Raw genomic sequence first — 22,118 nt, 5'->3', positions numbered from 1 at the left:
TCACGGTGATGCCGTCGAGCCGTTCTCGAAAAGCCCGCGCCACCCTGGTGCGGGCTTTTTTATTGCGAGTACACTGTCAGCCGGGACTTGAGGGCTCTGTGGTCTGCAGCAGCAATAAATGGCGCCAAAAGTATGAAAGTCCCTATACCTGAAATGGGGGGAATTGCAGGGTGGCTAATAGAATGTTGGGAATTCAAGAACTACTGAAAGCTGTTTTATTGGTTTTGCCCATAGTAGCTGTTGTGGCTTTCGCAGAGACTGGGGCCATATACAAAATAGTGGGTCCCGATGGTCAGGTAACCTTTAGTGATACGCCACCACCAAATGGAAACTCGGAAGAGGTTGAGTTGGCACCGATCAACATCCAACCGATCGCCTTGCCTCGACAGCTACCCTCAAGAAAATTGTCGCCAAAAAGCAAGGATGGGGACTCCGAGGCTGTTTCGATTCAGATTGTGAGCCCAATTAATGAAGCTACTATCCCCCCAGGGCAAACCCTGATTGCGCTTGAGGTACAAGTAACTCCAGCCTATCCAGAAGGTTCGAGCTTCTATGCGGTTATTGATGGGCAGCGCTGGCAGGGGAGTGCATACGGCAATGCCCTAGATATCTCGGCTCTTGAGCGTGGAACGCATACTCTGCAGGCCGTCCTGGTGGGTTCAAATGGGCGGGTTCTGGCTCAATCCAGCGTGGTCACAATTTACGTGAAGCGACCCATAGCTAGGGGTTAAATACTGGGGGGCGAAAGCCCCCTCAATCTAATTGCCCTCTCACTTCTAGCCCTCTCCTAATTCCGTTTGTTTGTTTTTTGACCTGCGCACCGTTATGGTGCATTCTGCCTGTGGCTGGCGGCATCTCATTTTTTAAGCTGAATAACTCGCTATGCCACTACAGCTAACTGCGCACCGATTGTGTCCGGTTGAAGTTGTTCCCGCCTGTAAATGCCAGCATATGCGCCATTTTGGTTTGCTTTTTGCACTGACTAGATACAGCGCTAGTTTGCTGGGGGTGACCAAAGGGAGTTTGGTCAGAGCCTCGGAATGAATCGGAAATTTTGTGAATGCTGAATGATCGCCAGTTGCGCCAATTACTCGATAGCCTGACTTCCGCAGTGTTGGTGCTGGATGAAAACTTATCGCTTTGCTATTTGAACAATGCCGCTGAGGACTTGTTGGCCGCCTCCAGTACTCGAGTTAAAGGCTCGAAGTTGGAGGAGGTGGTGCGAGAATCTCCCACTGCCTATGAGGCTATGCGGGAAGCATTGCGCAAAAATGAGAAGTACACAGTGCGCCGGGCCAGTTGGAGGTTGAACAATCTTGAAACCCGAACCGTGGATTACTCAGTCAGCCCGGTCCCCGAGTTTTCTGTGCTACTTGTGGAAGTGCAGCCGATGGATCGCCTGTTGCGAATTGCCAGGGAAGATGCGCTGCTCAGTGCCCAGGAAACGACACGAAACCTGGTTCGCGGCATGGCCCATGAGGTCAAGAACCCCCTCGGTGGTATCCGCGGGGCTGCACAACTATTGCAGCGCGAGTTGCCGGACCGGGAGTTAGACGAATATACACAGATTATCATCGAGGAAGTGGATCGCCTGCGCAATCTGGTTGACCGTTTATTGGGACCACGCCAGCCGGTAGTACTGCAACCGGTTAATGTGCACGAGGTTCTGGAGCGGGTTGCCCAGTTGCTGGATGCTGAGTGTATCGGTGAGCTTCAAATTCGCAGGGACTACGATCCGTCTATTCCCGATGTCCCCGCCGATAGCGAACAATTGATTCAGGCGCTGCTTAATATTGCCCGCAACGCCATGCAAGCCATCGATGAAAGTATTGGCCTCAGTAGTGGGGAGATGGTATTGCGTACGCGTATCCAGCGCCAATTCACCATTGGCCGCCGCAACTGTCCATTGGTCTGCCGTATAGAAATTGAAGATAACGGCCCGGGCATACCGGAGGATATTCGCGAGCGGATATTCTTCCCGATGATCTCCGGCCGCGCCGAGGGTTCAGGTCTTGGACTTTCAATTTCCCAGAACATTATTAATCAGCACAAGGGGCTGATTAAGTGTGACAGCCAACCCGGCCGTAGCATTTTCCAAATTTATCTGCCCCTGACTACCGAATTAGCTAATACAGGAACCTAGAGAATGAGTAATCGCGTTTGGATTATTGACGACGACAGATCAATCCGCTGGGTGCTGGAGAGAGCGCTATCGCGTGAGGGAATTGATACCCAGTGTTACGAGAGTGGCGACTGCGCCCTGGATGATTTCTATAGCGATTCACCGGATGTAGTAATCAGTGATATCCGCATGCCGGGCTCCGATGGCTTTAAATTGTTGCAGCGTTTCCAGGCTGAACGACCGAGCCTGCCGATAATTATTATGACTGCGCACTCGGACCTGGATAGCGCGGTAGCTGCTTACCAAGGGGGAGCCTTTGAATACCTGCCCAAGCCATTTGATATTGATGAAGCCGTAGCGGTAACCCGGCGCGCATTGATGCACGCTAGCGAACAGAGTGCTGAAGAACGGGTTGAGCCGGAAAATGGTCAGGGTAGTAAAGAAATCATTGGAGAAGCGCCGGCGATGCAGGAGGTTTTCCGTGCGATTGGCCGTTTGTCTCATTCCAACATCACGGTTTTAATCAACGGTGAATCCGGTACCGGTAAGGAGTTGGTGGCGCAGGCTCTGCACAATCACAGTCCGCGCAGGGATAAGCCATTTATTGCATTGAACATGGCGGCTATACCCAAGGACCTGATGGAGTCTGAATTATTTGGCCATGAAAAAGGGGCCTTTACCGGTGCCAGCTCCCAGCGTGCCGGACGTTTTGAACAGGCCAATGGTGGCACCCTGTTTCTAGATGAAATTGGTGATATGCCCGCAGATACGCAAACCCGGTTATTGCGCGTGTTGGCTGATGGTGAATTTTACCGTGTCGGTGGCCACACCCCGGTTAAAGTGGATGTGCGTATTATTGCGGCGACTCACCAGGATCTGGAAGAGTTGGTATGTCAGCATAAATTTCGTGAGGACCTGTTTCACCGCCTGAATGTTATTCGCATCCATATTCCAAGACTCGCGGATCGCCGTGAGGATATTCCGCGATTGGTGAGGCATTTCTTTAATGCTGCGGCAAAAGATCTGGGGGTGGAGTCAAAGATCCTAACCAAGGAAACTGAGGAGTATCTCTCTGGGCTGGATTGGCCCGGTAATGTGCGGCAACTGGAAAATACCTGCCGCTGGATTACCGTAATGGCCTCCGGACGCGAGGTACATATTGAAGATTTGCCACAGGAGTTGCATCAGCAGGGCGCAACGACAGAAACACCGGCAGACTGGCAAAAAGCTCTGCGTCTGTGGGCCGACCAGGCCCTATCCTCTGGGCAGCGCGAGATTTTAAATGAGGCTGTCCCCGCATTTGAAAAAGCGTTAATAGAAATTGCCCTTAAGCATACAGCTGGGCGCAAACGCGATGCTGCTGATCTGCTGGGCTGGGGTAGAAATACTCTGACACGTAAGTTAAAAGAATTGGAAATTGGTGGAGAGTAAATAACAGTGAGGTCTTACCAAACACGATGGAAAGACCTACTTGAAATATACTCATATCTCATTATCAGGCCGCTCTTAATTTTTTTTTGTTCATGGTTGAGTCTTTTGCTAACAGTCATCTATTAATATTTATTTATTTTGGGTTTCAGCGAATAAACTTGAAAATGCAGTTATGTATAGAATCCTGAGTGATGTTGTTATTGCCTGCTAAAATTAGAGTTAATTACTGGTATTTAGATGATTGAGAAGATATGACTGCTGATGAACTGAAAGTAGTTGCCGAGGTTCCATTTTTATTTTGGGTTAAAGATCAAACAGGCGTATATCTATGGGGTAATCGCCAAATATGTCAATTGGCCGGTGGTGAAGTGACTGGTAAGACAGACCGGGAACTTCCTTGGTCAAATAATGCTGATACATTAAAAGCTGCGGATGATCGGGTTTTTTCCTCAGGGAAACCCGAGCACCTGCAAGAGTATGTCGATAAATCCAGCCGAGGAGAGGTTACGTTGAATGTCTGCAAGTGGTTGGATGAATTTGAAGGGCGGGATTGCTGTTTTGGGATATCTTTTGTCATTGATTCCCAATAGCCCAATAGAGCACTGGGCTATTCCACCATATATTTAGTCACTCCGGACTATTTATTTTCAGGCTGACTCCTTTTTAACACCCAATTCACCAAGCGTTCGCGCTATATCCTCTGCGCTGGTTGCCGGTTTAATATCCTTGTCAATTTTTTTAATTCGTCCATCTTTACCGATATAAATGGTAACGCGACGGGCAATATTCATTATGGGAATAAGTACATCGTACGCTTTAGCCGTTTCACCGGTGGGATCACTGAGTAACGGGAAGTCCGCTTCGCTCTCTTCAGCAAATCGGGTGTTATCGTCAAGATCATCCGTACTGGCCATAAAGTAGGTGACTTCATAATCTTTGATCAAGTGACCGTTTTGGGCGAGCGATTTACACTCTATGGTGCAGCCACGGGTGAATGCCTTGGGAAACCAAGCGATCACAACAGCGCTTTTTCCCTGGAGGTCCGCCAATGTGTGGGTTTGGCCATCAGACCCCTTGAGAGTGAAATTTGGCGCCATTTCACCTACTTCCAGAGCGAGGCTGGGAAGGCTGATAAACGCAGTAATAAAGAAGGTCAGCAGATATTTCACGAATATTTCCCTTGTAGTTTACCGATACGCCTATGCTACTGCCCTAAGGTCTAACTGGCCAATAGCTCAGCTATAACTGCTATGCTTTATGCGCCAAAGTAAGAATATTGGTGCGTCAATGCACCGTTATGGACTTGCCGTTTTGCAGGGGCTTAAATGCGCTTTGACAGCCTTTTCTATACTCTGCCACTTCCACTGATCTATACCATTTCAGTTGCCGTAGTGCTTTGCGCTTTAGCTGTGGGGATTTATCTGGGGCAGCGGCGGGTAGTGAATGCCAGTATCAAGGAGGATTCTTCCCTGGGCAGTGCGGTAGCTGCCACTTTGGGCCTGGTCGCATTCGTTTTGGCATTTACCTAAGGAACCTCTGAATAACTCCGTAATGCCTCTGCGGGTCTTGAAGGCTGCAGATGTTAGGCGCAGCTCGCCACGAATGGCTCAGTCCTTTGCAAGAGCTGCAACGCAGCAGCTGTGGCCTTCAAGGCCCGCCCTTCGGGGCTTGCAGAGCGATTCACACTCCGCGTTGCGACTTCTTGCAAGGTCTGGACATTACTGCGAAGCCGCGCCTTGATTGTGAACCGCTCTGCATGCCAGAGGTATCACGGAGTTATTCAGAGATTCCTTGATATGACAGCCGACCGATTTAATGAACGCAAGGCATTGCTGTTGCAGGAGGTCAATACCATTCAGGCCGCATATTTAAATGCGAGCTTTCTGCAATTGGATAAGCAGGATAAGGCACGAGACCTAATAGCTGAATATGCAAATCTCAGGGATATTGACCCATCAATCGCCGTCACTCCGGAAGATGTAGCTCGCAGTGAGGAAATTCACCAGGCTCTTTGGCGTTTGATCGAGGCGCATATCGCACAGGATTACAACGCCGATTATTTACGCCAGTTTGCCGAGCAGGTTAACGGGATGGTAGATCTGCACCGTGCCAGGGTTGTGGTTGGGCTGCAATACCGTATACCGGGTCCACTCTGGCTGTCCCTGTACTTTATGACCATTTTGGCGATGCTGGCAATTGGATACCAGTTGGGTATAAGTCGCGGGGGATCTGCCCAGGTAGTTATAGCTTTGGCCCTGACTTTCTCAACAGTGATTTTACTGGTGGCGGATTTGGATCGGGCAAATGAGGGAGCACTGTTGGTTGATCAGTCGCCGATGAGCGATCTCAATTTGCAGCTGAAAGAGCTACAGGAGGCTGCCCACTGAGCTGTTGTGCGAGCTGACTTTGCATATTAATTGGGTGGGGCGGAATTAAGGCTTTTCCGCCCCGGGGAACAGGTTAAAGATCTTCAGGTTTTTGTGGCATTAAGACATCTTCGGGATGCACAAACTCACGCATAAAAATCTCCCAGAAGGCGAGAAATAGTGCGGCGAGTAAGGGCCCTATCGCAAAGCCACTGATTCCAAACATAAACAGACCGCCGACAGTGGAGAATAGTACTAAATAGTCGGGGAGTTTTGTGTCTCGACCCACCAATATTGGGCGCAACAGGTTATCTACCAGGCTAATCACGGTGAAACCATAGGCGAGTAAAATCGTTGCCTTCATGGGTTCGCCAATAGCATAGAGGTAAATAGAAGCGGGGAACCAGATCAATGCGGCACCGACGGCGGGCAACAATGACAACAGTGTCATTAATACACCCCAAAGCACCGGTGCCGGTAGGCCCAGCACCCAGAAAATAATTCCGCCCAAGCCGCCCTGGGTAATAGCGACTACCAGATTTCCTTTGATGGTTGCGCGAGTGACTTCAGCAAACTTTGCCAGCAAAAGGTGCTCGCGCTCATCACCCAGTGGTAGGGCATGGATAATCAGGTTTACCAGCCTTTCGCCATCGCGAATCAGGAAGAAGGTGAGGTAAAGCATTAAACCCAACATAACGAAAAAGTTAACAGTATTCTGTCCGACCTCAATCGCATTTTTTGCGACGAAGCTACCGGCATTCATCACTCCACCCATCAGGCGCTGCTTGGCCTCCTCGACATCCACGCCAATACTTTCGAGCGTGCTGTTAACCCTGGGGAAAGCACTGCGAATCTGCTCAAAGGATTTAGAAACATCAATTTGTCCTTCCTGGATCCGGTGATACAGAGTTACCGCTTCATTAATAAAAGAGGTGGCCACTACCAATACGGGTATCACCAATAGAACGATACACATAAACAGGGTTAGCAGAGCCATTAAATTAGGCGAATTGGGAAAGCGCTGCATCAGCAGACGGTACACGGGGTAGAAAATCAGTGCGGTGGCACAAGCCCAAAAAATAGGGGTAAAGAAGGGTTTTATTAGGAGTAAAAAAGCTACGCTGACCAATAACAAGGTCAATATAAATGAGCGCCTTTCCAGTTTTTCTTGCACTGCGACTTCCTCTGCTTCTCTTTCGGCAGCCCAGTGGTAGGGCGCCTAATTTTTGCTCTATCTAAGCAGATGCAGTGGGGTTTTACCAGCGCCTATATCCGCACGTATCCACGTGAAATCGAATGCCCCGATAGATTCCGAGGCCCATTTGCCACTCGCGGCCGTTGCGCTTGTGGATATCCCTCAGTACGGGCACCAATTGCTCTCGGGAGAACTTCTTTTTCGGAACTATATCCAGCCCGCAGAAATGCAGATGTTTACTTCCCTTGGAACCCCCGGCCTTACGGTTGTAATCCACTGTGCGCCACCCGGAGACCACTGTTACCGGGCCGACGCGGGGCACTATTTCCCGCTCGATTACCCGCAGAGTATTTACGATGCCCCACCAGAGCTCCTTGGGAGGGATGGCGAATGCGGGTTCGTCCAAATCCTGCCAGTCACTGCCCTGACGCAATAGCTCATAGGGTTGCACAACCTGTTCAACCCGGTTGGAGCGCAGGAATTTTTTGAGTTGAGTAAAGCGTGCATGGTTATTGCCTTTGCTCAGGAAGCGGCTGAATGCCCTCTCGGAAGCTGCCGGATAGCCCTGGATATCGTAAACCTCCGGGATCATTAGCAGCGGTAGGATATCGATAGGGGATTTCACCCGGTCATCAGCCTCGCGTGCTCGTTCGTAAGTAAAAACAAATAGACCGGTGAGAATCGCCAGTGCGATTGCCCCAATGATGATGATCCGCCGGCGCAGTTGACGCTGGCCGATTTCTACGCACTCTTTGTTACTTTGCATAACCATCGGGCAGCTCCCTCAATTACCAGGTGCGATAGCCACAGGTATCGACATGAAACAGGACATCGTCAATCAGGCCCATCCCGACATTGCTATCGGGACCGAGGCGTGCGTGCAGTGTGCTTAGCTCTTCAGCGAGTTCGTTTTTACCGATATTGGAATTCGGAATTAAGTCCAGCCCGCAAAAGTCACGGTGGCGGGGCTGGTCTTCGGTCGCAAGTTTTCGGTTGTAGGCATCAGTGCGGTAAGCGGAAACTACGGTGACAGGGCCAATTAGCGGTATTACCTGATCTCGTACCAGGGTGAGGGTTTTCACAATATTGGACCACTGGTCCCTGGGTGGTATGGCGAATGGGGGTTCCCCCAGTTCCAGCCAGTCCCCCCCCTGTCGCAGAAGATCACGAATAGGAAAAACCTCAGCGACACCCCGGTCCCGAAGCAATTGATTGAGTGCTTGTACGCTGGAGCGGTTACTGCCCTCTCGCAGGAATTTGTTAAAGGTCTCCTCGTTGGCGAGGCGATAGCCACGCTGTTCGACATAGGACTTCTCTTGCGAGGAGAGGAATAGATAGAGCCAGAGGGTAAACAGGATGGCACTGAGTATTAAAGTGAGGGCACTGACGACCACCCGATTGACTCTTTGCCCGGGCGGCTTGTGTGGGAACAGAGTTTCGAAGCGAGTAAACGAGTTACCTGCGGACATAGTGCTCGCGATTGCTGCTGAGAGAGTTTTTCCTCCGACGCTAAAATCGTCGGCGCCTGTTTACTCACTATAGCCGCAAAAATCGACGGGCTGCGGGCTTGGGATCAGCCACAAAAAAAGCCGCCGCTCCTGGGGGAGCAGCGGCTTTTGGGTCACGGACAGCGCACTGTGCCCGACAACCTCTACTTAGGCTTTAGGGCCTGCATTTTTAACGTCTTCGCTGACATTGAACTTCTCAATGTTCTCGGCGAACAGCTTGGCCAGCTTGCCTGCCTGATCGTCGTAAGCAGCTTTGTCAGCCCAGGCTTCACGAGGGTTCAGGTAAGACTTGTCTACGCCGGGCACTTCCATCGGGATATCCAGGTTCAGGGCATCCAGGTGCTCAGTGGCAACGCCTTCCAGGGCGTCGCTCTGGATAGCGGCAACGACAGCGCGGGTTACCGGAATCGGGAAGCGCTTGCCGTTGTCGCCGGAGCCGCCGGTCCAACCGGTGTTTACCAGGTAGACCTTGGAGCCGAACTCTTCGATGCGCTTCATCAGCAGGTCTGCGTATTCGCGCGGTGCACGGGGCATAAACGGCGCGCCAAAGCAGGTGGAGAAGGTCGGGTGGATACCGGCCTCTGCGCCCAGTTCGGTGGAGCCTACGCGGGCGGTGTAGCCAGACAGGAAGTGGTAAGCCGCAGCCTCTTTGGAGAGGATGGATACCGGTGGCAGTACGCCGGATACATCGCAAGTCAGGAAGATAACGTTCTTTGGCTCGCCTGCGCGGTTTTCCAGCTGACGCATTTCGACGTGTTCCAGCGGGTAGGAGCAGCGGCCGTTTTCAGTCAGGCTGGTGTCGCAGTAGTCAGCAGTGCCGTGATCGTTGGTTACCACGTTTTCAACGATGGCACCGAAACGGATGGCATCCCAGATTACCGGCTCATTTTTCTGGCTCAGGTCGATGGTTTTCGCGTAGCAGCCACCTTCCATATTGAAGACGGCACCCTTGGTCCAGCCGTGCTCATCGTCACCGATCAGGTAGCGCTCAGGGTCGGCGGACAGGGTGGTCTTGCCGGTACCGGACAGGCCGAAGAACAGGCAGGTATCGCCATCTTCGCCGACGTTAGCCGCGCAGTGCATGGGCATCACGTCTTTTTCCGGCAGCAGGAAGTTCTGTACAGAGAACATGGCCTTCTTCATTTCGCCGGCGTAGCGCATACCGGCCAGCAGTACTTTGCGCTGGCCGAAGTTGATAATTACGCAGCCTTCGGAGTTGGTGCCATCGCGCTCGGGCTCACAGACAAAGTGAGGAGCGTGCAGGATTTGCCACTCTTCCTTGGACTTGGGGTTGTACTTTTCGGCGCGGATAAACATGTTGCGGCCGAACAGGTTGTGCCATGCAGTTTGGGTGGTCACTACCACTGGCAGGTAATGGTCTTCATCCTGGCCCACATGCAGGTGCTGAACAAAAGTATCGTGACCGGCAACAAAAGCCTCTACACGATCCCACAGGGCGTCAAACTTATCCTGCGGGAAAGGACGGTTGACGTTGCCCCAGGCGATGCTGTCGGCAGTGGAGGGCTCTTCTACAACAAAGCGGTCAGCCGGGGAGCGACCGGTGCGTGCGCCGGTTTCAGTCACCAGAGCGCCTGTATCTGACAGCTTGCCCTCGCCGCGCGTCAGAGCCTGCTCTACCAATTGTGCCGGTGATAGGTTCTTGAAGACCATCGCGGAGTCGTCGATCTGTGCCATTCGTGGAATACCCGTGAAAGTTGGACAGTAAATAAAATGGGGCTGCCCAAGGTTTAGACAGCCGTAGAAAATTTTGGGGGCGCATTATTGCAAAATTCAAAATATGCGGATACCAACTATGGCTATTTTGTAGTCAATGACAGCGCTGTCATGGAAAATAATGTCGACTTAAATTCATGCAGATTATGACCTGGGTCTTGGTTATTCTTCTTCTGAATTTAATAGGGGGGAGTAGAGGGGCAGGTGGCAGGGCTGCGCTGAGGATTCGGCGGTTGCGCAGCCTTGCGCGGATTAGTGAAGAGTGTGGGGGGGAGCGTTGAGGAGCGACTCAATTTGATCCCGATCAAAGCGGTACTGGGTGTTACAGAATTGGCAGTCCGCGATAATCTCACCCTGCTGCTCTTCCAGCAGGCGGTAGACATCCTCTGCACCCAGGGAAACCAGCGCGCGGGCGCTGCGCTCTCTCGAGCAGCTGCACTTGAAGCGAATAGTGTCGGTACCCAGGGTTGCCGGCTCCAATTGGTGGAATAGGCGGTGAATCAGCTCTGGGTGGGGAACGGTAAATAACTCCTCGTCAGTTACGGTCTCCGCCAAGTGAATCGCTGTTTCCCAGGCGTCCTGATTTTCTTCTTCTGTGGCGGCATTATTGCCTGGCAGAATCTGTAACATAAGACCGGCGACGGTATTGTCACTGCTTTCCAGCCATACGCGGGTAGCCAGCTGTTCCGATTGCTTAAAGTAGTCTTCCAGGCAGCCGGCCAGGTTGTCCTGCTCCATGGGAACCACACCTTGATAGCGCTCACCGCGCTTTGGCTCAAGGGTAATGGCCAGGGCTCCACGGGGGCCGATCATATCGCGCAGCGTGGCGTTTTCGTCGATTTGTGCACCCTCAGCAACTCGGGCGATGCCGCGCAGGTCGCTGTGGTGAGTGCACTCCGCCATAATCATCGGCACATCGCCTTCGCCACGGGCCTGGAGGCTCAGGACACCTTCGAACTTCAGTGTGGTTGAAAGCAGGCTGGCTGCAGTGAGGAACTCCCCCAGCAGGCGGGCTACTGGTGTAGGCAGTGGGTTGTGTTCCAGTACATCGCGGTAGGAATCAGTAAGTGTCACCACCTGTCCGCGAATATCGTGTTTGGAGAAAATAAAGCGTTCCAGCTGATCGGACATAGGTCGGGGGCTCTCGGTATTAAAACCGCAGGATTTTAGAGGTGGATATGCCTAAATGGTAGCTGTCGCTGAGTAATGGGGGGAAGCCGCGCCCCTGGGGGCCGGCTAACTTATCCGCAATAGAGGCTGACCTGGCGTTGATAGTCGAGTGCCATCTGTTCGCGCTCCCGCTCTGTGCGGCGTACTTCCTTGCCATTGTCGTCAAAAAATACGACCCGGCCCTGTAATATTTTTAGGTTCTTGCGGGCCTTGCTACAGGCCTTGTCTCTTTGTTGTTGTCTTTCCTGCGCTTCACGATTTAAGCGCTCCTGGTATTGTTGTTCGATATTCCGCGGCTGTTCCGATTGGCTTCGTCTGGGTGCTGTGGTGGCATCGGCAGAATTAATGGGGGTCAGGTTGCCAGAAATATCTTTGGCCTCTGCGTGGGCCGGGGGGCGGTCACCAAAGTGCACCCGGCCATCGTCGTCGACCCAGCGATACAGTTCCCCTGCATTAACGTTGGCGGTCAGGAGCAGACCGCCAAAAATGCTGGATAAGTACAGTAACTTTATGGGCATCCTTTGCCTCTCCCGATGTTTATTCTTCTTTATTGGCCAGCTGGCTGAACAACCCCTGTGAATGGCGCTGGGGGATATGGTAGGTCTGCAGTATCAGAGGCTGCTGCTCCTGGGCCTCTGCCGCATCCAAGACCATCCGATAACCGGAGCGGTCGCGCAAATCTACAAAGTCCTGTTTGTTGCCTTCCATCAATTGAGCGAACTCGTCGAAGTCCTTGATACTGTGGCCATTTACTGAGTCGATAATCCAGTTCTTCCAGTCGTGGTAACCGAGGTTCACATTGGCAGGCAGTACTTTCAGGGCGACAACCAGCTCGCGGCGCTCCTCGTCACTCCATTGATTGCGGGCATAGAGGTAGTCAATAGGCGCCTTGGAGTGCCAGTTTTTGCCCCAGCGTTTGATCAGGTTCATATTCAGGGGCACAAAGACAACACCGCCGTAGATATAGTAGCGGGGCTGGCGGTCAAATTGCTCTCCCAGCACCATAGCGCGTGAGGGAGGTGTTGCGGCCAGCGTGACCTCAGCGGTCTGCTCTTTACCATCGCGGGAGAAGCGCACCGGTAAACGTTCACCGACATGGTGGCGGTCCACAGCGTAGTGGTAGTTGGTGCGCTGGTTTTCCCTCCACTCCACAGTCCGGTCCGCCGCCACTTTAAAGCCATCGACTTCGAGCAGGACATCGCCGGGCTTAAATACTTCGGCTGCGGGGGAGTTGTCGAACACTTTAACGACCATGGCACCATCCTGGTCTTCCTCGAGACCGGCCGCTTTTTTCATCGATGGGCTTTCCAGGCTCTGGGTTACCAGTCCCAGTTCGGGGAACCCTTGGTGCACATTGTCCTTGGCATCTTCTAAGACATGAGCGATCACGCTGGGGGGGACAAAGTAACCCAGGTTTTCAGCGCTTTGGTTGGTTTGCATGGCCACGCCGACGATGCGTCCATTGGAGATAACCGGACCGCCGCTGTTGCCCGGGTTGATGGCCGCATCTATCTGGCCCGCCATCAGGTAACTTTCCGCATGGGCATAATATTGGTGCTCCACGCGGGAGAGTACTCCGCGGGTAATCGAAAGGGATTTGCCACCAATTGGGTAGCCGTAGACGGTGACCTCTTCCTGCAGGTCGGGCAATTTTCCCAGGGCCAAAGGGCGGGTATCGTTGAAAAAGCTTCCGTCATCGACGGTCAGCAGGGCGAGGTCGGCATCGTGGGAGACAAATTTCACTCGGGCGCGGAATTTCTTTGCATCGCCGTGGCGCTGTACCTGGATAAAGCTGCCGTTGGCCACTACGTGTGCGTTGGTCAGGATTTGCTGGTTGCGGATGACGGCACCGGAACCGGACAGCTGCTTGGGGTTGAGCAGGGCCCAGGGATTGAAATAATCCGGGGCGGCGGCGGTGGTGTAAATCTTGATGATTGAGCGCTTGAGCTGCTCGTGTTCTCGGCTGTCTGCTAGGGCGGTTTGGGTACCGAGCAAAATCAGCAGGGAAATGGCGATCAGTCGTTTCATCATGGCTGTTTTCTATCCGGTTGAGTGGGGGCAGTTTAGCAGCTAAAGTGGGAAATGGCGGAAATTTCACCACTTTTGTCTGCCGAGTCTACTCTTGTTCCCGCAGGAAGCGGTGTATCTGGCGGCGTTGCTTTTTATTGGGTCGCTCCTGTTGTATCCCGGCATTGGCTGCCTGTCGCTCGGTTTTCTCTTTTTCCCGGCGGGCGATACTGTCTTTGGTCTCGCGGTATAAGGTGCGTGCAATATCGGCGCCGCGCCGCTGATCTGATAGAGCGGTTACTTCAACTTCCAGCAGATCCCAGCCCTGGCGGATGCTCAATTTGACACCGGTAGTGACTTCCTTGCTGGCTTTGACCCGCTGGCCATCGGCGTGGACTTTTCCACCTTCGATCGCCTGCTTGGCAATGCTGCGAGTCTTAAAGAAGCGCGCGGCCCAGAGCCACTTATCGATACGTACTTTTTCCATGGTTTCCTTGTGAAATCAGGCGGACCCGGTGTCCAGTCTGCTGCGGTTAAAAGCCATGATCTCATCAAAATGATGGATCGCCGGGAAGTTGGTGATTTCCCGTTTGGGCCCGCGGCTATCCGGTTGGCGAATACACAATAGGTGGGCGATACCGTAGTCCTGGGCCGCGCTCAGAACAGATTGGTTATCGTCGACAAACAGGGTGTTCTCCGGGTCAAATTCCAGGTTATCTCGCAGAGAGTCCCAGAAATTGGCACTCTCCTTGGCATGTCCATAATCATGGGAGGAGATGATGCCGTCAAACCAGCGGTCGATACCGGTGATCTCCAGCTTGTGATCCAGCCCTTGACGGTGCGCATTGGTCACGAGGTAGGTGGGCTTTTGCAGTTGTTGCAGGCCGCTCAGAAACGCCTCAGTGTGAGGGCGCAGGGCGATTCGGGTCTCGATCTCGCGCAATATGCTGAGGATATCCAGCTCCAATTTTTCCGCCCAGAAGTCCAGGCAGTACCACTCCAGAGTGCCGCGGCGGGCATTGATCTCAGCTTCGAGCTTCTGCTGGGCTTCCTGCGGGTCAAAGCCGTGGACTTCAGCGTAGCGCTTGGGCAGGTGCGTAAGCCAAAAATGATTGTCGTAATGCAAATCCAGCAGGGTGCCGTCCATGTCCAGCAATACGGTATCGATACTTCGCCAGTCGAGCATGGGAGCTGTCTACCTCTTTGAAATGGGGCGGGAAGACAAGTTTAGTTGGCTTGCCAGTGCCTTCCCGGATCGTTTGCATTATGCCTGGGCGCGGCGGATTCCGTACAGGATACATAGTTGCGCACTGTAGTAGGTGAGCATAATGGCGGCATCGGCTAGCGGTAGTGGGGTGATGAACTTGTTAATAGCAATTAATGTATCTGAAGCCATAAAGATGACAGCCCCGGCAAATAGCAGGGTGGCGTCACCCTTGTGCATTGCGGCGGCGACTGCCATGGCGAGGATAGCCAGCAGATACGCTAATACTGCCGGGGCTAAATCCCCAGCAGCAGGGAGGATAATTTGAGCCAAAAGCAGTGCGGCAATCACTATAGGCAGTATCCGAATAAGGTTGCGCCGATTGGGGGGCTCCGCAAAACGCAGGAAGCCCAGCGCGTAGATTAGCTGGGCAATAAGAAAAGCACCCAGTCCAAACACAAAGTGTTGGGGGAATTGCATTTCGAGGAGTACATCCCCGATGGCGGAGGAACTGAGGGCTAGAAAAGTGAAAAGCAGGGTTTTGCCCCGCAGCTCCAGTCTGGCAATCATCATTAGGCACAGTATCGGCAGCGCTTTTAGCGCGGGCATCCACAAGTTATCCAGCTTCCAGGTATCCAGAAAGATGAATAAAGTGGCACTGGCCAGGAACATCGGTACCAGGTAATTGCGAAAGTTGTGCTGGGGTACGGAATTTTCTACGGACATAGGTACTTACCTTATTTTTATTTTGTATACCTCCCCATCAATTTAACGGTTTTCCTCCGCATCATCGATAGCTTGTACTCTCTAATTCCAATTGAGTTTTCTCCAGTGCCGGCCGCGGGACATTTCTGGGGTAATATGGAGCATCGAAAATACATGTCCGGCAGTTGTTTGCCTTGAGCACTAGTCATGGAGAGCCTCACCGATGAAAGCGGCCAATATTCTGGAAACAATCGGCAATACCCCTCACGTAAGAATCAATCACCTCTTTCGCCCCGATATAGAAGTTTGGATGAAGGTAGAGCGTTTTAATCCGGGCAGCAGTATCAAGGACCGAATTGCCTTGGCGATGATTGAGGATGCAGAGCGTCGTGGAGCACTGCAGCCCGGTGGGGTAATAATCGAACCGACCTCTGGTAATACGGGTATTGGACTGGCGATGGTTGCTGCGGTGAAGGGTTATCGCCTGATCCTGACCATGCCGGAGTCTATGTCGGTAGAGCGTCGCCAGGTCATGAAAGCAATGGGCGCAGAATTGGTCCTTACACCTAAAGAGCGCGGTATGGGCGGCGCTATTGCTAAGGCGGAGGAGTTATTGGCCTCACATGCGAATAGCTGGATGCCCCAACAATTTAATAACCGCGCCAATGCCCAGGTGCACCGGGATGTTACCTCCAAGGAAATCTTGGCAGATTTTCCTGAGGGGCTGGATTATATGATTACCGGTGTGGGTACTGGCGGGCATATCACAGGCTGTGGTGAAGTCTTAAAAGAGCACTTTCCAAAATTACAGGTCTATGCGGTAGAGCCGGAAAAATCACCGGTGATTAGCGGTGGAGAAAAAGGCCTGCATCGTTTGCAGGGTATCGGCGCCGGCTTTGTACCCCAGGTACTCAATACGGAAGTACTCGACGGTACTGTATTGGTGAGTGAGGAAGACAGTTTTGAAATGGCGCGTCGCTGCGCATTAAAAGAGGGAATTTTTGTGGGTATCTCCTCCGGTGCCAGCCTTGCGGCCCTGAAAAAGCGCGAAGGGGAGATGGATGCGGGCAGCCGGGTACTGGTGTTCAGCTATGACACTGGTGAGCGCTATCTGTCCGTTCAGGACCTTTTCTCCGCCTAAGATTTTATAATGGTGAATTCAAAGAGTATGGAGTTGTAATGGATAAAGCACTTTTGGAGCAGGTGATAGAGATCTGCAAACGCGCGGGAGAGGCGATTCTCGAGGTTTATCACAACAGCGCTGAGTTGGAAGTCGAGACAAAGAAAGATGATTCCCCAGTAACTGCCGCAGATCTGGCCGCTCACAAAGTACTGGAACCGGCGTTAGCACAGCTTATCGAGGGAGTACCGGTTTTATCAGAAGAGCAGGAAATGCCCTCGTTCGAAGAGCGCAGTCAGTGGCAGCGTTACTGGATTGTCGATCCGCTCGATGGCACCAAAGAGTTTATCCGACGCAACGGTGAATTTACCGTAAATGTCGCGTTAATCGAAAATGGCGAGCCCGTTTTGGGGGTGGTTTACGTACCGGTACTGAATATCACTTACGCCGGCTGCAAGGGCGAAGGAGCCTTTAAGCGCGATGCCAATGGCGAAACTGACATTCGGGTGCGCCCACTTAAGCCGCGCCTGGATAATAGTGAAGTTGTTGAGCTTGTGGCCAGCCGCAGCCATGGAACTGGCACCGTCGACCAGTTGGTACATCGTATCGAGTCTGAACTGGGTGCTGTCGAGTGCAAAAATATGGGCTCGTCACTGAAATTATGCCTGGTTGCTGAGGGTGCAGCAGATTTGTATCCGCGTCTCGCTCCTACTTGCGAGTGGGATACTGCGGCAGCTCAGGCTGTAGTTGAAGCAGCAGGTGGTATTGTTGTGGACGAAGAGTTTAATTTGTTGCGCTACAACACTAAAGACTCTCTGCTGAATCCCTTTTTCTATGTAATTGGCGATTCTTCTTTTGATTGGCAATCCCTACTGCTGGATAAGTCCGCTGCTTAGGGTGTGACGCCAGTAAACATATAGAGAGTATTTTTGTGCCTCCACCGCCACTGGTGGAGGCTTTAAAGAGATCTGGATATTTCCAAATTCAGGAGGCTCCATGATGCCTGGACCCGATCTGCGCTTTAACCAGGATAAGGGTGAAATTCGCTGTTTGCGCCGGGAACTGGAGGAGGAAATAAACTGGTTGCAGCGGCATTTTGAAGCCCTCTCCAATGCAGTCGATGCAAATGATATTGCGTTGCGGCGCACCTATAACAGCATGCTATTTTCCCGCCGGGCCCTATTAGGTAGGATGCCCCGTTAACTAAATTCCAAATATTTTCTTGTGTGAAAAACTGTAGTGCTGCAGGTTTTAATTTGAATACGGCAGTTCTTCCTACTCAGTGCTGTCATTTATAGTGTTGAATCTGTGCCAGCGCGAAATATTATTTCCTGGCTAATTAGCTAATTTCCTTGCCAAATTCCCCCGTAAAATGTAAATCAGTCTACGCTTTGGAAAGCTAATACATAAGAGTATTTTTCAATGCGCTACCCGGTTGTGGTGCACAATATTGAATATGCCGGATTTGGTGCCATTGCACCGGATCTGCCGCATTGCCACTGCTATGCCGATACCCTTGAGGGGACCCTGCAAAAAATGGCTGAAACGATTTTTCAGCGGTTGGAAGAGCTCCGCCAGGCTGGACAGCCAATGCCGCAAGCAGGTGATGTAGACAACCTGAAGAAAAACCCGGCTTTTGTAGGAGGCGTCTGGGCCATTATTGATGTAGAAACTACTTGAAATAATTCACTGAGCTTGAACTTGATGACTGGCTTTTTGATGTGAGTGGCGATGATAAAGCTATCCGTCTACCTGTTTTCCTTTTTTATAGCTGCGTCCAGCTATGGATTCGAGGCGAATAATCCTTTTGATGGTGTAGCCACGGGAGAGTACCGGATTATCGGTACCGTTGGTTTTGGGAGTGGCGAGCAGCAGTTAAATAAGCAGCGGGATTCTTTTGGCTATGTCAGCCTTGGAATTACGCCGGCGGTAGGAGTCTGGCAAGTTGAGCTGCGGGCGTCACATTTTGATGACAATCATGTCACAGTAGATCAGGTAGGTTTAAATTTTAAAATTGATTTTACCCTGAATTGTCACGTTCAATGTCTCTATTGGATGGTGGGATATAATTATGCCGATGTGGATTTGAACAATGTTATAAGAAGAGGCTATTGGTATCGAGAATACCCACCATTTTATCCGGATGATCGATATATCTATATTATTGATGCCAGTGGCAGTGATACCTTTTGGAACGCCGGAGTGGGTTACCGAATTATGTGGACTCAGGATTTCGATACTTCATTAGAGTATAACTACAATAATATTGGCAAAATAGAACGTGTTAACCTCGGGCATCTGCGTACCCTGAGTTTGAATTTTTCCTACCGCTTTTAGTATGCCCTCCGCCTTTTAACCTATTTTTCTCAATAATTTATTCGTAGAAATTTCTTAATTAAATACTGATTTTTTTAGAGAATGGAAAAGGGGCCCTGGGGCCCCAATAGCTTTTAAATTCGATAAATGGCTTTCAGCCAGAAGGTGCGTCCCGGTTCGTTAACCCGGGTCAACTGATCGAAACCAATAATATTGGCTCCAGAGCGACTGATATGTTCAGCGTAAGTTTCATCGAATAGGTTATCGATACCGGTAGTTACCAGTACACTTTTACTGGGTTTCCAGCCGGCATTGATGGAAAGGACGTTGGCAGAGTCGGTTGCACCAATATCCTGACCAACAATATTCCCTTTGCCGATATCCACTCGGTCCTGGCTTGCGATAGCGCGCCATAAAACACCTGCTGACCACTGGGCTTGTTCATAGTAGAGTCCCAGTCGACCCTCCAGAGGCGGCAGTTGTGCCAAGGTAGTGCCATCGGTTTCGTTGGCACCGCGAACAGATGTTACGGTGAATTCAGTGCGCCACTGCTCGTTGAGCTGATATGAAGAGTCAAACTCCAAACCCCAGGAGCGCGCCTGGATGTTTCTGACAATGGAGGTAGTGCGAGTATCGGAGGAGTCCATACCATCCATATTCATACTACCCATAGAATCCATGCTACTCATTACCGCCGCTTTTTCGTAATCCGTCTCAACCATCAGGTAGTCATCAATCTGATTGACGAATCCGGAGACACTGGCGGAGAGTTTTTCACCGCGATAGATATAGCCGATATCCAGCTGGGTGGTCTTTTCTGATTCGACATCCAGTGCGCTGTAGGATTCTGCTGTTTCGTAGGAGAAAATTTCCCAATAATCGGGGAAGCGCTCGGTGTAGCCGAGCCCGGCAAAGAGTGTGGCAGAACTATTGGGGCCGCTCTCGAGACCATATTCATAGCGCAGGAAGCCGCTGCTCAATAGCTCTGAGCGAGTTTCTCCCGCAGTGGGGTTATCCACTGAGGACATCATGGATAGAGCAACTTCATCGCGAAGGTCTTTTACTTCCCAATCATCCACTCGTGCACCGGCGATCCAGCGTTGATTGACTGCGACTTGCCAGCTGACCTCAGAAAATAACCCCAGCTGGTTAAATTCGGCATCGGCCTCTCGCTTCATATCCCGGTAGTCCATGGTGGACTGGTTCATGGTCGAGCGGCCGGTATGGCGATTTTCCCGGGCATCAATTCCACTGGTCAATTCCACATCGTCCATAGGCGTAAACACCAGAGCCATCTTGATACCTGTGGTCTCACTATCGAGATTCATGACCATGGGGGTAGCGGTGCTGGATAGCTCGCGCAGGCTGTAGTTATCCATGATGTGGTCGATATAGTTGTAGTAGGCCTGGAGCTCAATTGAGTCGAGCCAGCTACTGATATTGCTGCGGACATATTTCGCTTTGTGGCTCTCACGGGCAAACTTGGAACCGTCGACTCCCCGATCTGCATAGGCAGCTTCACCATCGCTAAATGCAGTATCAAACTCGACCCGGGTATCGTCGCTGGGTGTCCAGGCCAAATTGACCTGGCTGCTCCAGCGCTCATAACTGGAATTTACCTCATTGCCATCCCCGTCTTCGTAGTCGTCCGCAGATGCCGAGGTCGAGGAGCTGCGGATAGAAAACTGCGGCGAACTATAGGAGATATCGAATAGACCATCGCGACGCTCGGCACTGGCGCCGAGCAGGCTCGCATGCATATTCCAGTCGCTTTCAGTGGGGCGTTCCTGCTGCTGATTAAATACAACTACGCCGGCGGAATTTCCCGGGCCATAGAGGACGCTCTGTGGCCCTTTAATAACTTCAATTTCGTCCATTGCCTCGGGAAAAATATAGGCTGTAGGTGGGTCCATTCGGCTGGGACAACCACCCGCCATTGTTTCTCCATCCACTACCATTCCCAGGCGCGAGCCCCCCATTCCGCGAAGCATCGGATCGCCACTGGTACCGCCTTTACGCACTACGGAAAATCCCGGAATTGTTTTCAGGTAGTCGGCGCCGTCATTGGCAGGTAATGGCTGACGGGGTTTTTTCGGGTCGGTTACCAGGTTGAGGGGGAGTTCAGTCTTTACCCCAGTAACCACCATTTGTTCCATTTCACTATCTTTTAATGGTTCTGACTCTTCGGATTCTTCCGCTGCGAGATGTGCTGAAAAGGTACAGCAGGCAGCGAGTGCCAGGCTGAGAGGTTTTTTCAGAAAAATTTTTGCGTTGATGCTCTGATGCATGGTTTTCAATCCTTTTCGCTGGCGTTTCGAACACGCAGCAGTGAGCGCGCAGGCCTGAGTAATATTTGGCGCACGCGACATATCCCCACCTGAAAAAGTGGTCGTATTTTGGCAAGACCCAAAGCGCTGAAAATGTTAAGACAGCAATGAGACTTGCGGTCCACAGCGAACTGCGGAGTGATGATGTTGGAATAAAAAAGGAATTAAACCGGGGGGGCGCGAATTAGTGGGCGGCTGTAAGCGTTAGAGATAACGCGGAAAAAAGCCGGATAAGAGGGCGGTTGAGTAAAACCGGGTAGGACTATTTCCAGTTCTGTAGTTGGTGCGCTGGCAATACTGGCAGCGGCGGAAAAATTACAATGGTTATCGGCAAATGAGTGAGCGGTAAGCGTATCGTGGTTGTGGCTTGAAGAGTGGTCGCCGTGATGATCGCTGTGAGAGTTCGCTTTGAGGGCATTGAGCAATAAAGCGCTGCGGCTATCGCCATGGCAGAGCCCATAGGGCGTTCCCGCTGCAAAATCTGCCGGCATAAAACCTGCAGGAACCAGGCCTCGCGCGCTGAGAAATACCAGCAATAGCAATAGCGCCTGCCACTGGGACAGACGGGAACAGTATTGGATGGTGCGCTTACCGCTCATAAATAAGAAGGTCTGTACTTTGCCCGGGCCCATTTTAAATACCCGGAGATGAGTAACAAGAGGTTAACGGGTGATACAGCAAAGTGCCACTGCCCCAAGTTAACTTTTGCGAACTAATACGAGGTAAATTGAGCTTTATCAGGTTTTGTTGGAATTTAATTTCTTTTCTTCAGCGCATTCTAAAAATAAATCTAACTTTGCTGGAAGCTAAAGGTTCCAGGAGGTAGCGCGCTCAATAAGAGATTCCCGGGATTGGGGAGAGTTCCCGGACAGCCCTGGATTATTGCGAGTAGTGGGAAGGTTATAGAGAAGGT

At 51.7% G+C, this 22,118-nt stretch carries 24 protein-coding genes; 11 read left to right on the top strand and 13 right to left on the bottom strand.

Features of this window, described 5'->3' with window-relative positions:
- Positions 1 to 182: 182 nt before the first annotated feature.
- From ACJJI1_RS06580 to ACJJI1_RS06565, 4 genes are all read left to right on the top strand, one after another.
- Positions 183 to 731: a DUF4124 domain-containing protein gene (locus ACJJI1_RS06580; RefSeq protein ID WP_444926204.1), complete on the top strand. Its 549-nt coding sequence runs from the start codon at positions 183 to 185 to the stop codon at positions 729 to 731.
- 329 nt (positions 732 to 1,060) lie between these two features.
- The gene (glnL, locus tag ACJJI1_RS06575) at positions 1,061 to 2,143 is read left to right on the top strand and encodes a nitrogen regulation protein NR(II) (RefSeq protein WP_413663715.1); all 1,083 of its coding nucleotides are present in this window, start codon (positions 1,061 to 1,063) and stop codon (positions 2,141 to 2,143) included.
- Positions 2,144 to 2,146: 3 nt separating this feature from the next.
- Positions 2,147 to 3,553 carry a nitrogen regulation protein NR(I) gene (gene ntrC, locus ACJJI1_RS06570; protein ID WP_444958905.1) on the top strand — a complete coding sequence of 469 codons (1,407 nt, stop codon included), beginning with the start codon at positions 2,147 to 2,149 and terminating at the stop codon, positions 3,551 to 3,553.
- Between the two features lie 251 nt (positions 3,554 to 3,804).
- Complete coding sequence (locus ACJJI1_RS06565; RefSeq protein WP_444895772.1) at positions 3,805 to 4,143, top strand: PAS domain-containing protein; 339 nt, start codon at positions 3,805 to 3,807, stop codon at positions 4,141 to 4,143.
- Between the two features lie 57 nt (positions 4,144 to 4,200).
- Here the strand turns inward: ACJJI1_RS06565 and ACJJI1_RS06560 are convergent, their stop codons facing one another.
- Positions 4,201 to 4,722 (bottom strand): peroxiredoxin family protein, encoded by a 522-nt coding sequence (locus tag ACJJI1_RS06560; protein ID WP_444958904.1) that lies wholly within the window; start codon positions 4,720 to 4,722, stop codon positions 4,201 to 4,203.
- Positions 4,723 to 4,878: 156 nt separating this feature from the next.
- Between ACJJI1_RS06560 and ACJJI1_RS06555 the strand changes: the two genes are divergently transcribed.
- The gene (locus tag ACJJI1_RS06555; protein WP_444918516.1) at positions 4,879 to 5,082 is read left to right on the top strand and encodes a hypothetical protein; all 204 of its coding nucleotides are present in this window, start codon (positions 4,879 to 4,881) and stop codon (positions 5,080 to 5,082) included.
- 267 nt (positions 5,083 to 5,349) lie between these two features.
- A complete protein-coding gene (locus tag ACJJI1_RS06550) occupies positions 5,350 to 5,940 on the top strand; it encodes a bestrophin-like domain (RefSeq protein WP_444918515.1) in 591 nt (196 codons plus the stop codon).
- 73 nt (positions 5,941 to 6,013) lie between these two features.
- Here ACJJI1_RS06550 and ACJJI1_RS06545 read toward each other — a convergent pair whose 3' ends face one another.
- The 10 genes from ACJJI1_RS06545 to ACJJI1_RS06500 all read right to left on the bottom strand — a co-directional run bounded on the left by ACJJI1_RS06545 (position 6,014) and on the right by ACJJI1_RS06500 (position 15,463).
- Positions 6,014 to 7,093 (bottom strand): AI-2E family transporter, encoded by a 1,080-nt coding sequence (locus tag ACJJI1_RS06545; RefSeq protein ID WP_413663709.1) that lies wholly within the window; start codon positions 7,091 to 7,093, stop codon positions 6,014 to 6,016.
- An 82-nt stretch (positions 7,094 to 7,175) separates the two neighbouring features.
- Complete coding sequence (locus ACJJI1_RS06540; protein ID WP_444895775.1) at positions 7,176 to 7,886, bottom strand: D-Ala-D-Ala carboxypeptidase family metallohydrolase; 711 nt, start codon at positions 7,884 to 7,886, stop codon at positions 7,176 to 7,178.
- 16 nt (positions 7,887 to 7,902) lie between these two features.
- Positions 7,903 to 8,583 (bottom strand): hypothetical protein, encoded by a 681-nt coding sequence (locus tag ACJJI1_RS06535; RefSeq protein WP_444915242.1) that lies wholly within the window; start codon positions 8,581 to 8,583, stop codon positions 7,903 to 7,905.
- A gap of 186 nt (positions 8,584 to 8,769) precedes the next feature.
- Positions 8,770 to 10,317 carry a phosphoenolpyruvate carboxykinase gene (locus ACJJI1_RS06530; protein ID WP_444934423.1) on the bottom strand — a complete coding sequence of 516 codons (1,548 nt, stop codon included), beginning with the start codon at positions 10,315 to 10,317 and terminating at the stop codon, positions 8,770 to 8,772.
- A 291-nt stretch (positions 10,318 to 10,608) separates the two neighbouring features.
- Positions 10,609 to 11,487: an Hsp33 family molecular chaperone HslO gene (hslO, locus tag ACJJI1_RS06525; RefSeq protein ID WP_282930825.1), complete on the bottom strand. Its 879-nt coding sequence runs from the start codon at positions 11,485 to 11,487 to the stop codon at positions 10,609 to 10,611.
- A 110-nt stretch (positions 11,488 to 11,597) separates the two neighbouring features.
- Entirely contained in the window at positions 11,598 to 12,044 is a 447-nt protein-coding gene (locus ACJJI1_RS06520; RefSeq protein ID WP_444958903.1) for a DUF4124 domain-containing protein, read from the bottom strand.
- A 19-nt stretch (positions 12,045 to 12,063) separates the two neighbouring features.
- Positions 12,064 to 13,557 (bottom strand): S1C family serine protease, encoded by a 1,494-nt coding sequence (locus tag ACJJI1_RS06515; RefSeq protein WP_444958902.1) that lies wholly within the window; start codon positions 13,555 to 13,557, stop codon positions 12,064 to 12,066.
- Between the two features lie 85 nt (positions 13,558 to 13,642).
- On the bottom strand, positions 13,643 to 14,020 hold the full coding sequence (locus ACJJI1_RS06510) for an Hsp15 family ribosome-associated heat shock protein (protein WP_444940476.1): 378 nt from the start codon (positions 14,018 to 14,020) through the stop codon (positions 13,643 to 13,645).
- Positions 14,021 to 14,035: 15 nt separating this feature from the next.
- Positions 14,036 to 14,719, bottom strand: a complete 684-nt coding sequence (yrfG, locus tag ACJJI1_RS06505; protein ID WP_444895781.1) for a GMP/IMP nucleotidase — start codon at positions 14,717 to 14,719, stop codon at positions 14,036 to 14,038.
- Between the two features lie 78 nt (positions 14,720 to 14,797).
- Positions 14,798 to 15,463: a lysoplasmalogenase gene (locus ACJJI1_RS06500; protein ID WP_444958901.1), complete on the bottom strand. Its 666-nt coding sequence runs from the start codon at positions 15,461 to 15,463 to the stop codon at positions 14,798 to 14,800.
- A 202-nt stretch (positions 15,464 to 15,665) separates the two neighbouring features.
- Here ACJJI1_RS06500 and cysK point away from each other — a divergent pair, with 202 nt between their 5' ends.
- The 5 genes from cysK to ACJJI1_RS06475 all read left to right on the top strand — a co-directional run bounded on the left by cysK (position 15,666) and on the right by ACJJI1_RS06475 (position 18,899).
- Positions 15,666 to 16,583, top strand: a complete 918-nt coding sequence (cysK, locus tag ACJJI1_RS06495) for a cysteine synthase A (protein WP_413663701.1) — start codon at positions 15,666 to 15,668, stop codon at positions 16,581 to 16,583.
- A gap of 38 nt (positions 16,584 to 16,621) precedes the next feature.
- Entirely contained in the window at positions 16,622 to 17,458 is an 837-nt protein-coding gene (cysQ, locus tag ACJJI1_RS06490) for a 3'(2'),5'-bisphosphate nucleotidase CysQ (protein ID WP_444958900.1), read from the top strand.
- A 100-nt stretch (positions 17,459 to 17,558) separates the two neighbouring features.
- Complete coding sequence (locus ACJJI1_RS06485) at positions 17,559 to 17,765, top strand: hypothetical protein (protein WP_444958899.1); 207 nt, start codon at positions 17,559 to 17,561, stop codon at positions 17,763 to 17,765.
- 219 nt (positions 17,766 to 17,984) lie between these two features.
- Positions 17,985 to 18,242 (top strand): type II toxin-antitoxin system HicB family antitoxin, encoded by a 258-nt coding sequence (locus tag ACJJI1_RS06480; protein WP_108734877.1) that lies wholly within the window; start codon positions 17,985 to 17,987, stop codon positions 18,240 to 18,242.
- Positions 18,243 to 18,293: 51 nt separating this feature from the next.
- Positions 18,294 to 18,899, top strand: coding sequence for an outer membrane beta-barrel protein (locus ACJJI1_RS06475; RefSeq protein WP_444958898.1), 606 nt, complete (start codon positions 18,294 to 18,296; stop codon positions 18,897 to 18,899).
- Between the two features lie 113 nt (positions 18,900 to 19,012).
- On the opposite strand, the gene ACJJI1_RS06470 is transcribed toward ACJJI1_RS06475, so the two are convergent.
- Both ACJJI1_RS06470 and ACJJI1_RS06465 read right to left on the bottom strand, forming a co-directional pair.
- Positions 19,013 to 21,166, bottom strand: coding sequence for a TonB-dependent copper receptor (locus tag ACJJI1_RS06470; RefSeq protein WP_444958897.1), 2,154 nt, complete (start codon positions 21,164 to 21,166; stop codon positions 19,013 to 19,015).
- A gap of 203 nt (positions 21,167 to 21,369) precedes the next feature.
- On the bottom strand, positions 21,370 to 21,837 hold the full coding sequence (locus tag ACJJI1_RS06465; protein ID WP_444906953.1) for a hypothetical protein: 468 nt from the start codon (positions 21,835 to 21,837) through the stop codon (positions 21,370 to 21,372).
- Positions 21,838 to 22,118: the final 281 nt, after the last annotated feature.

It is taken from the genome of Microbulbifer maximicatervae (SeqCode) (genome assembly GCF_052467065.1).
Note: the sequence above shows the minus strand (reverse complement) of the source record. Positions and strands in the feature narration are given on the sequence as shown.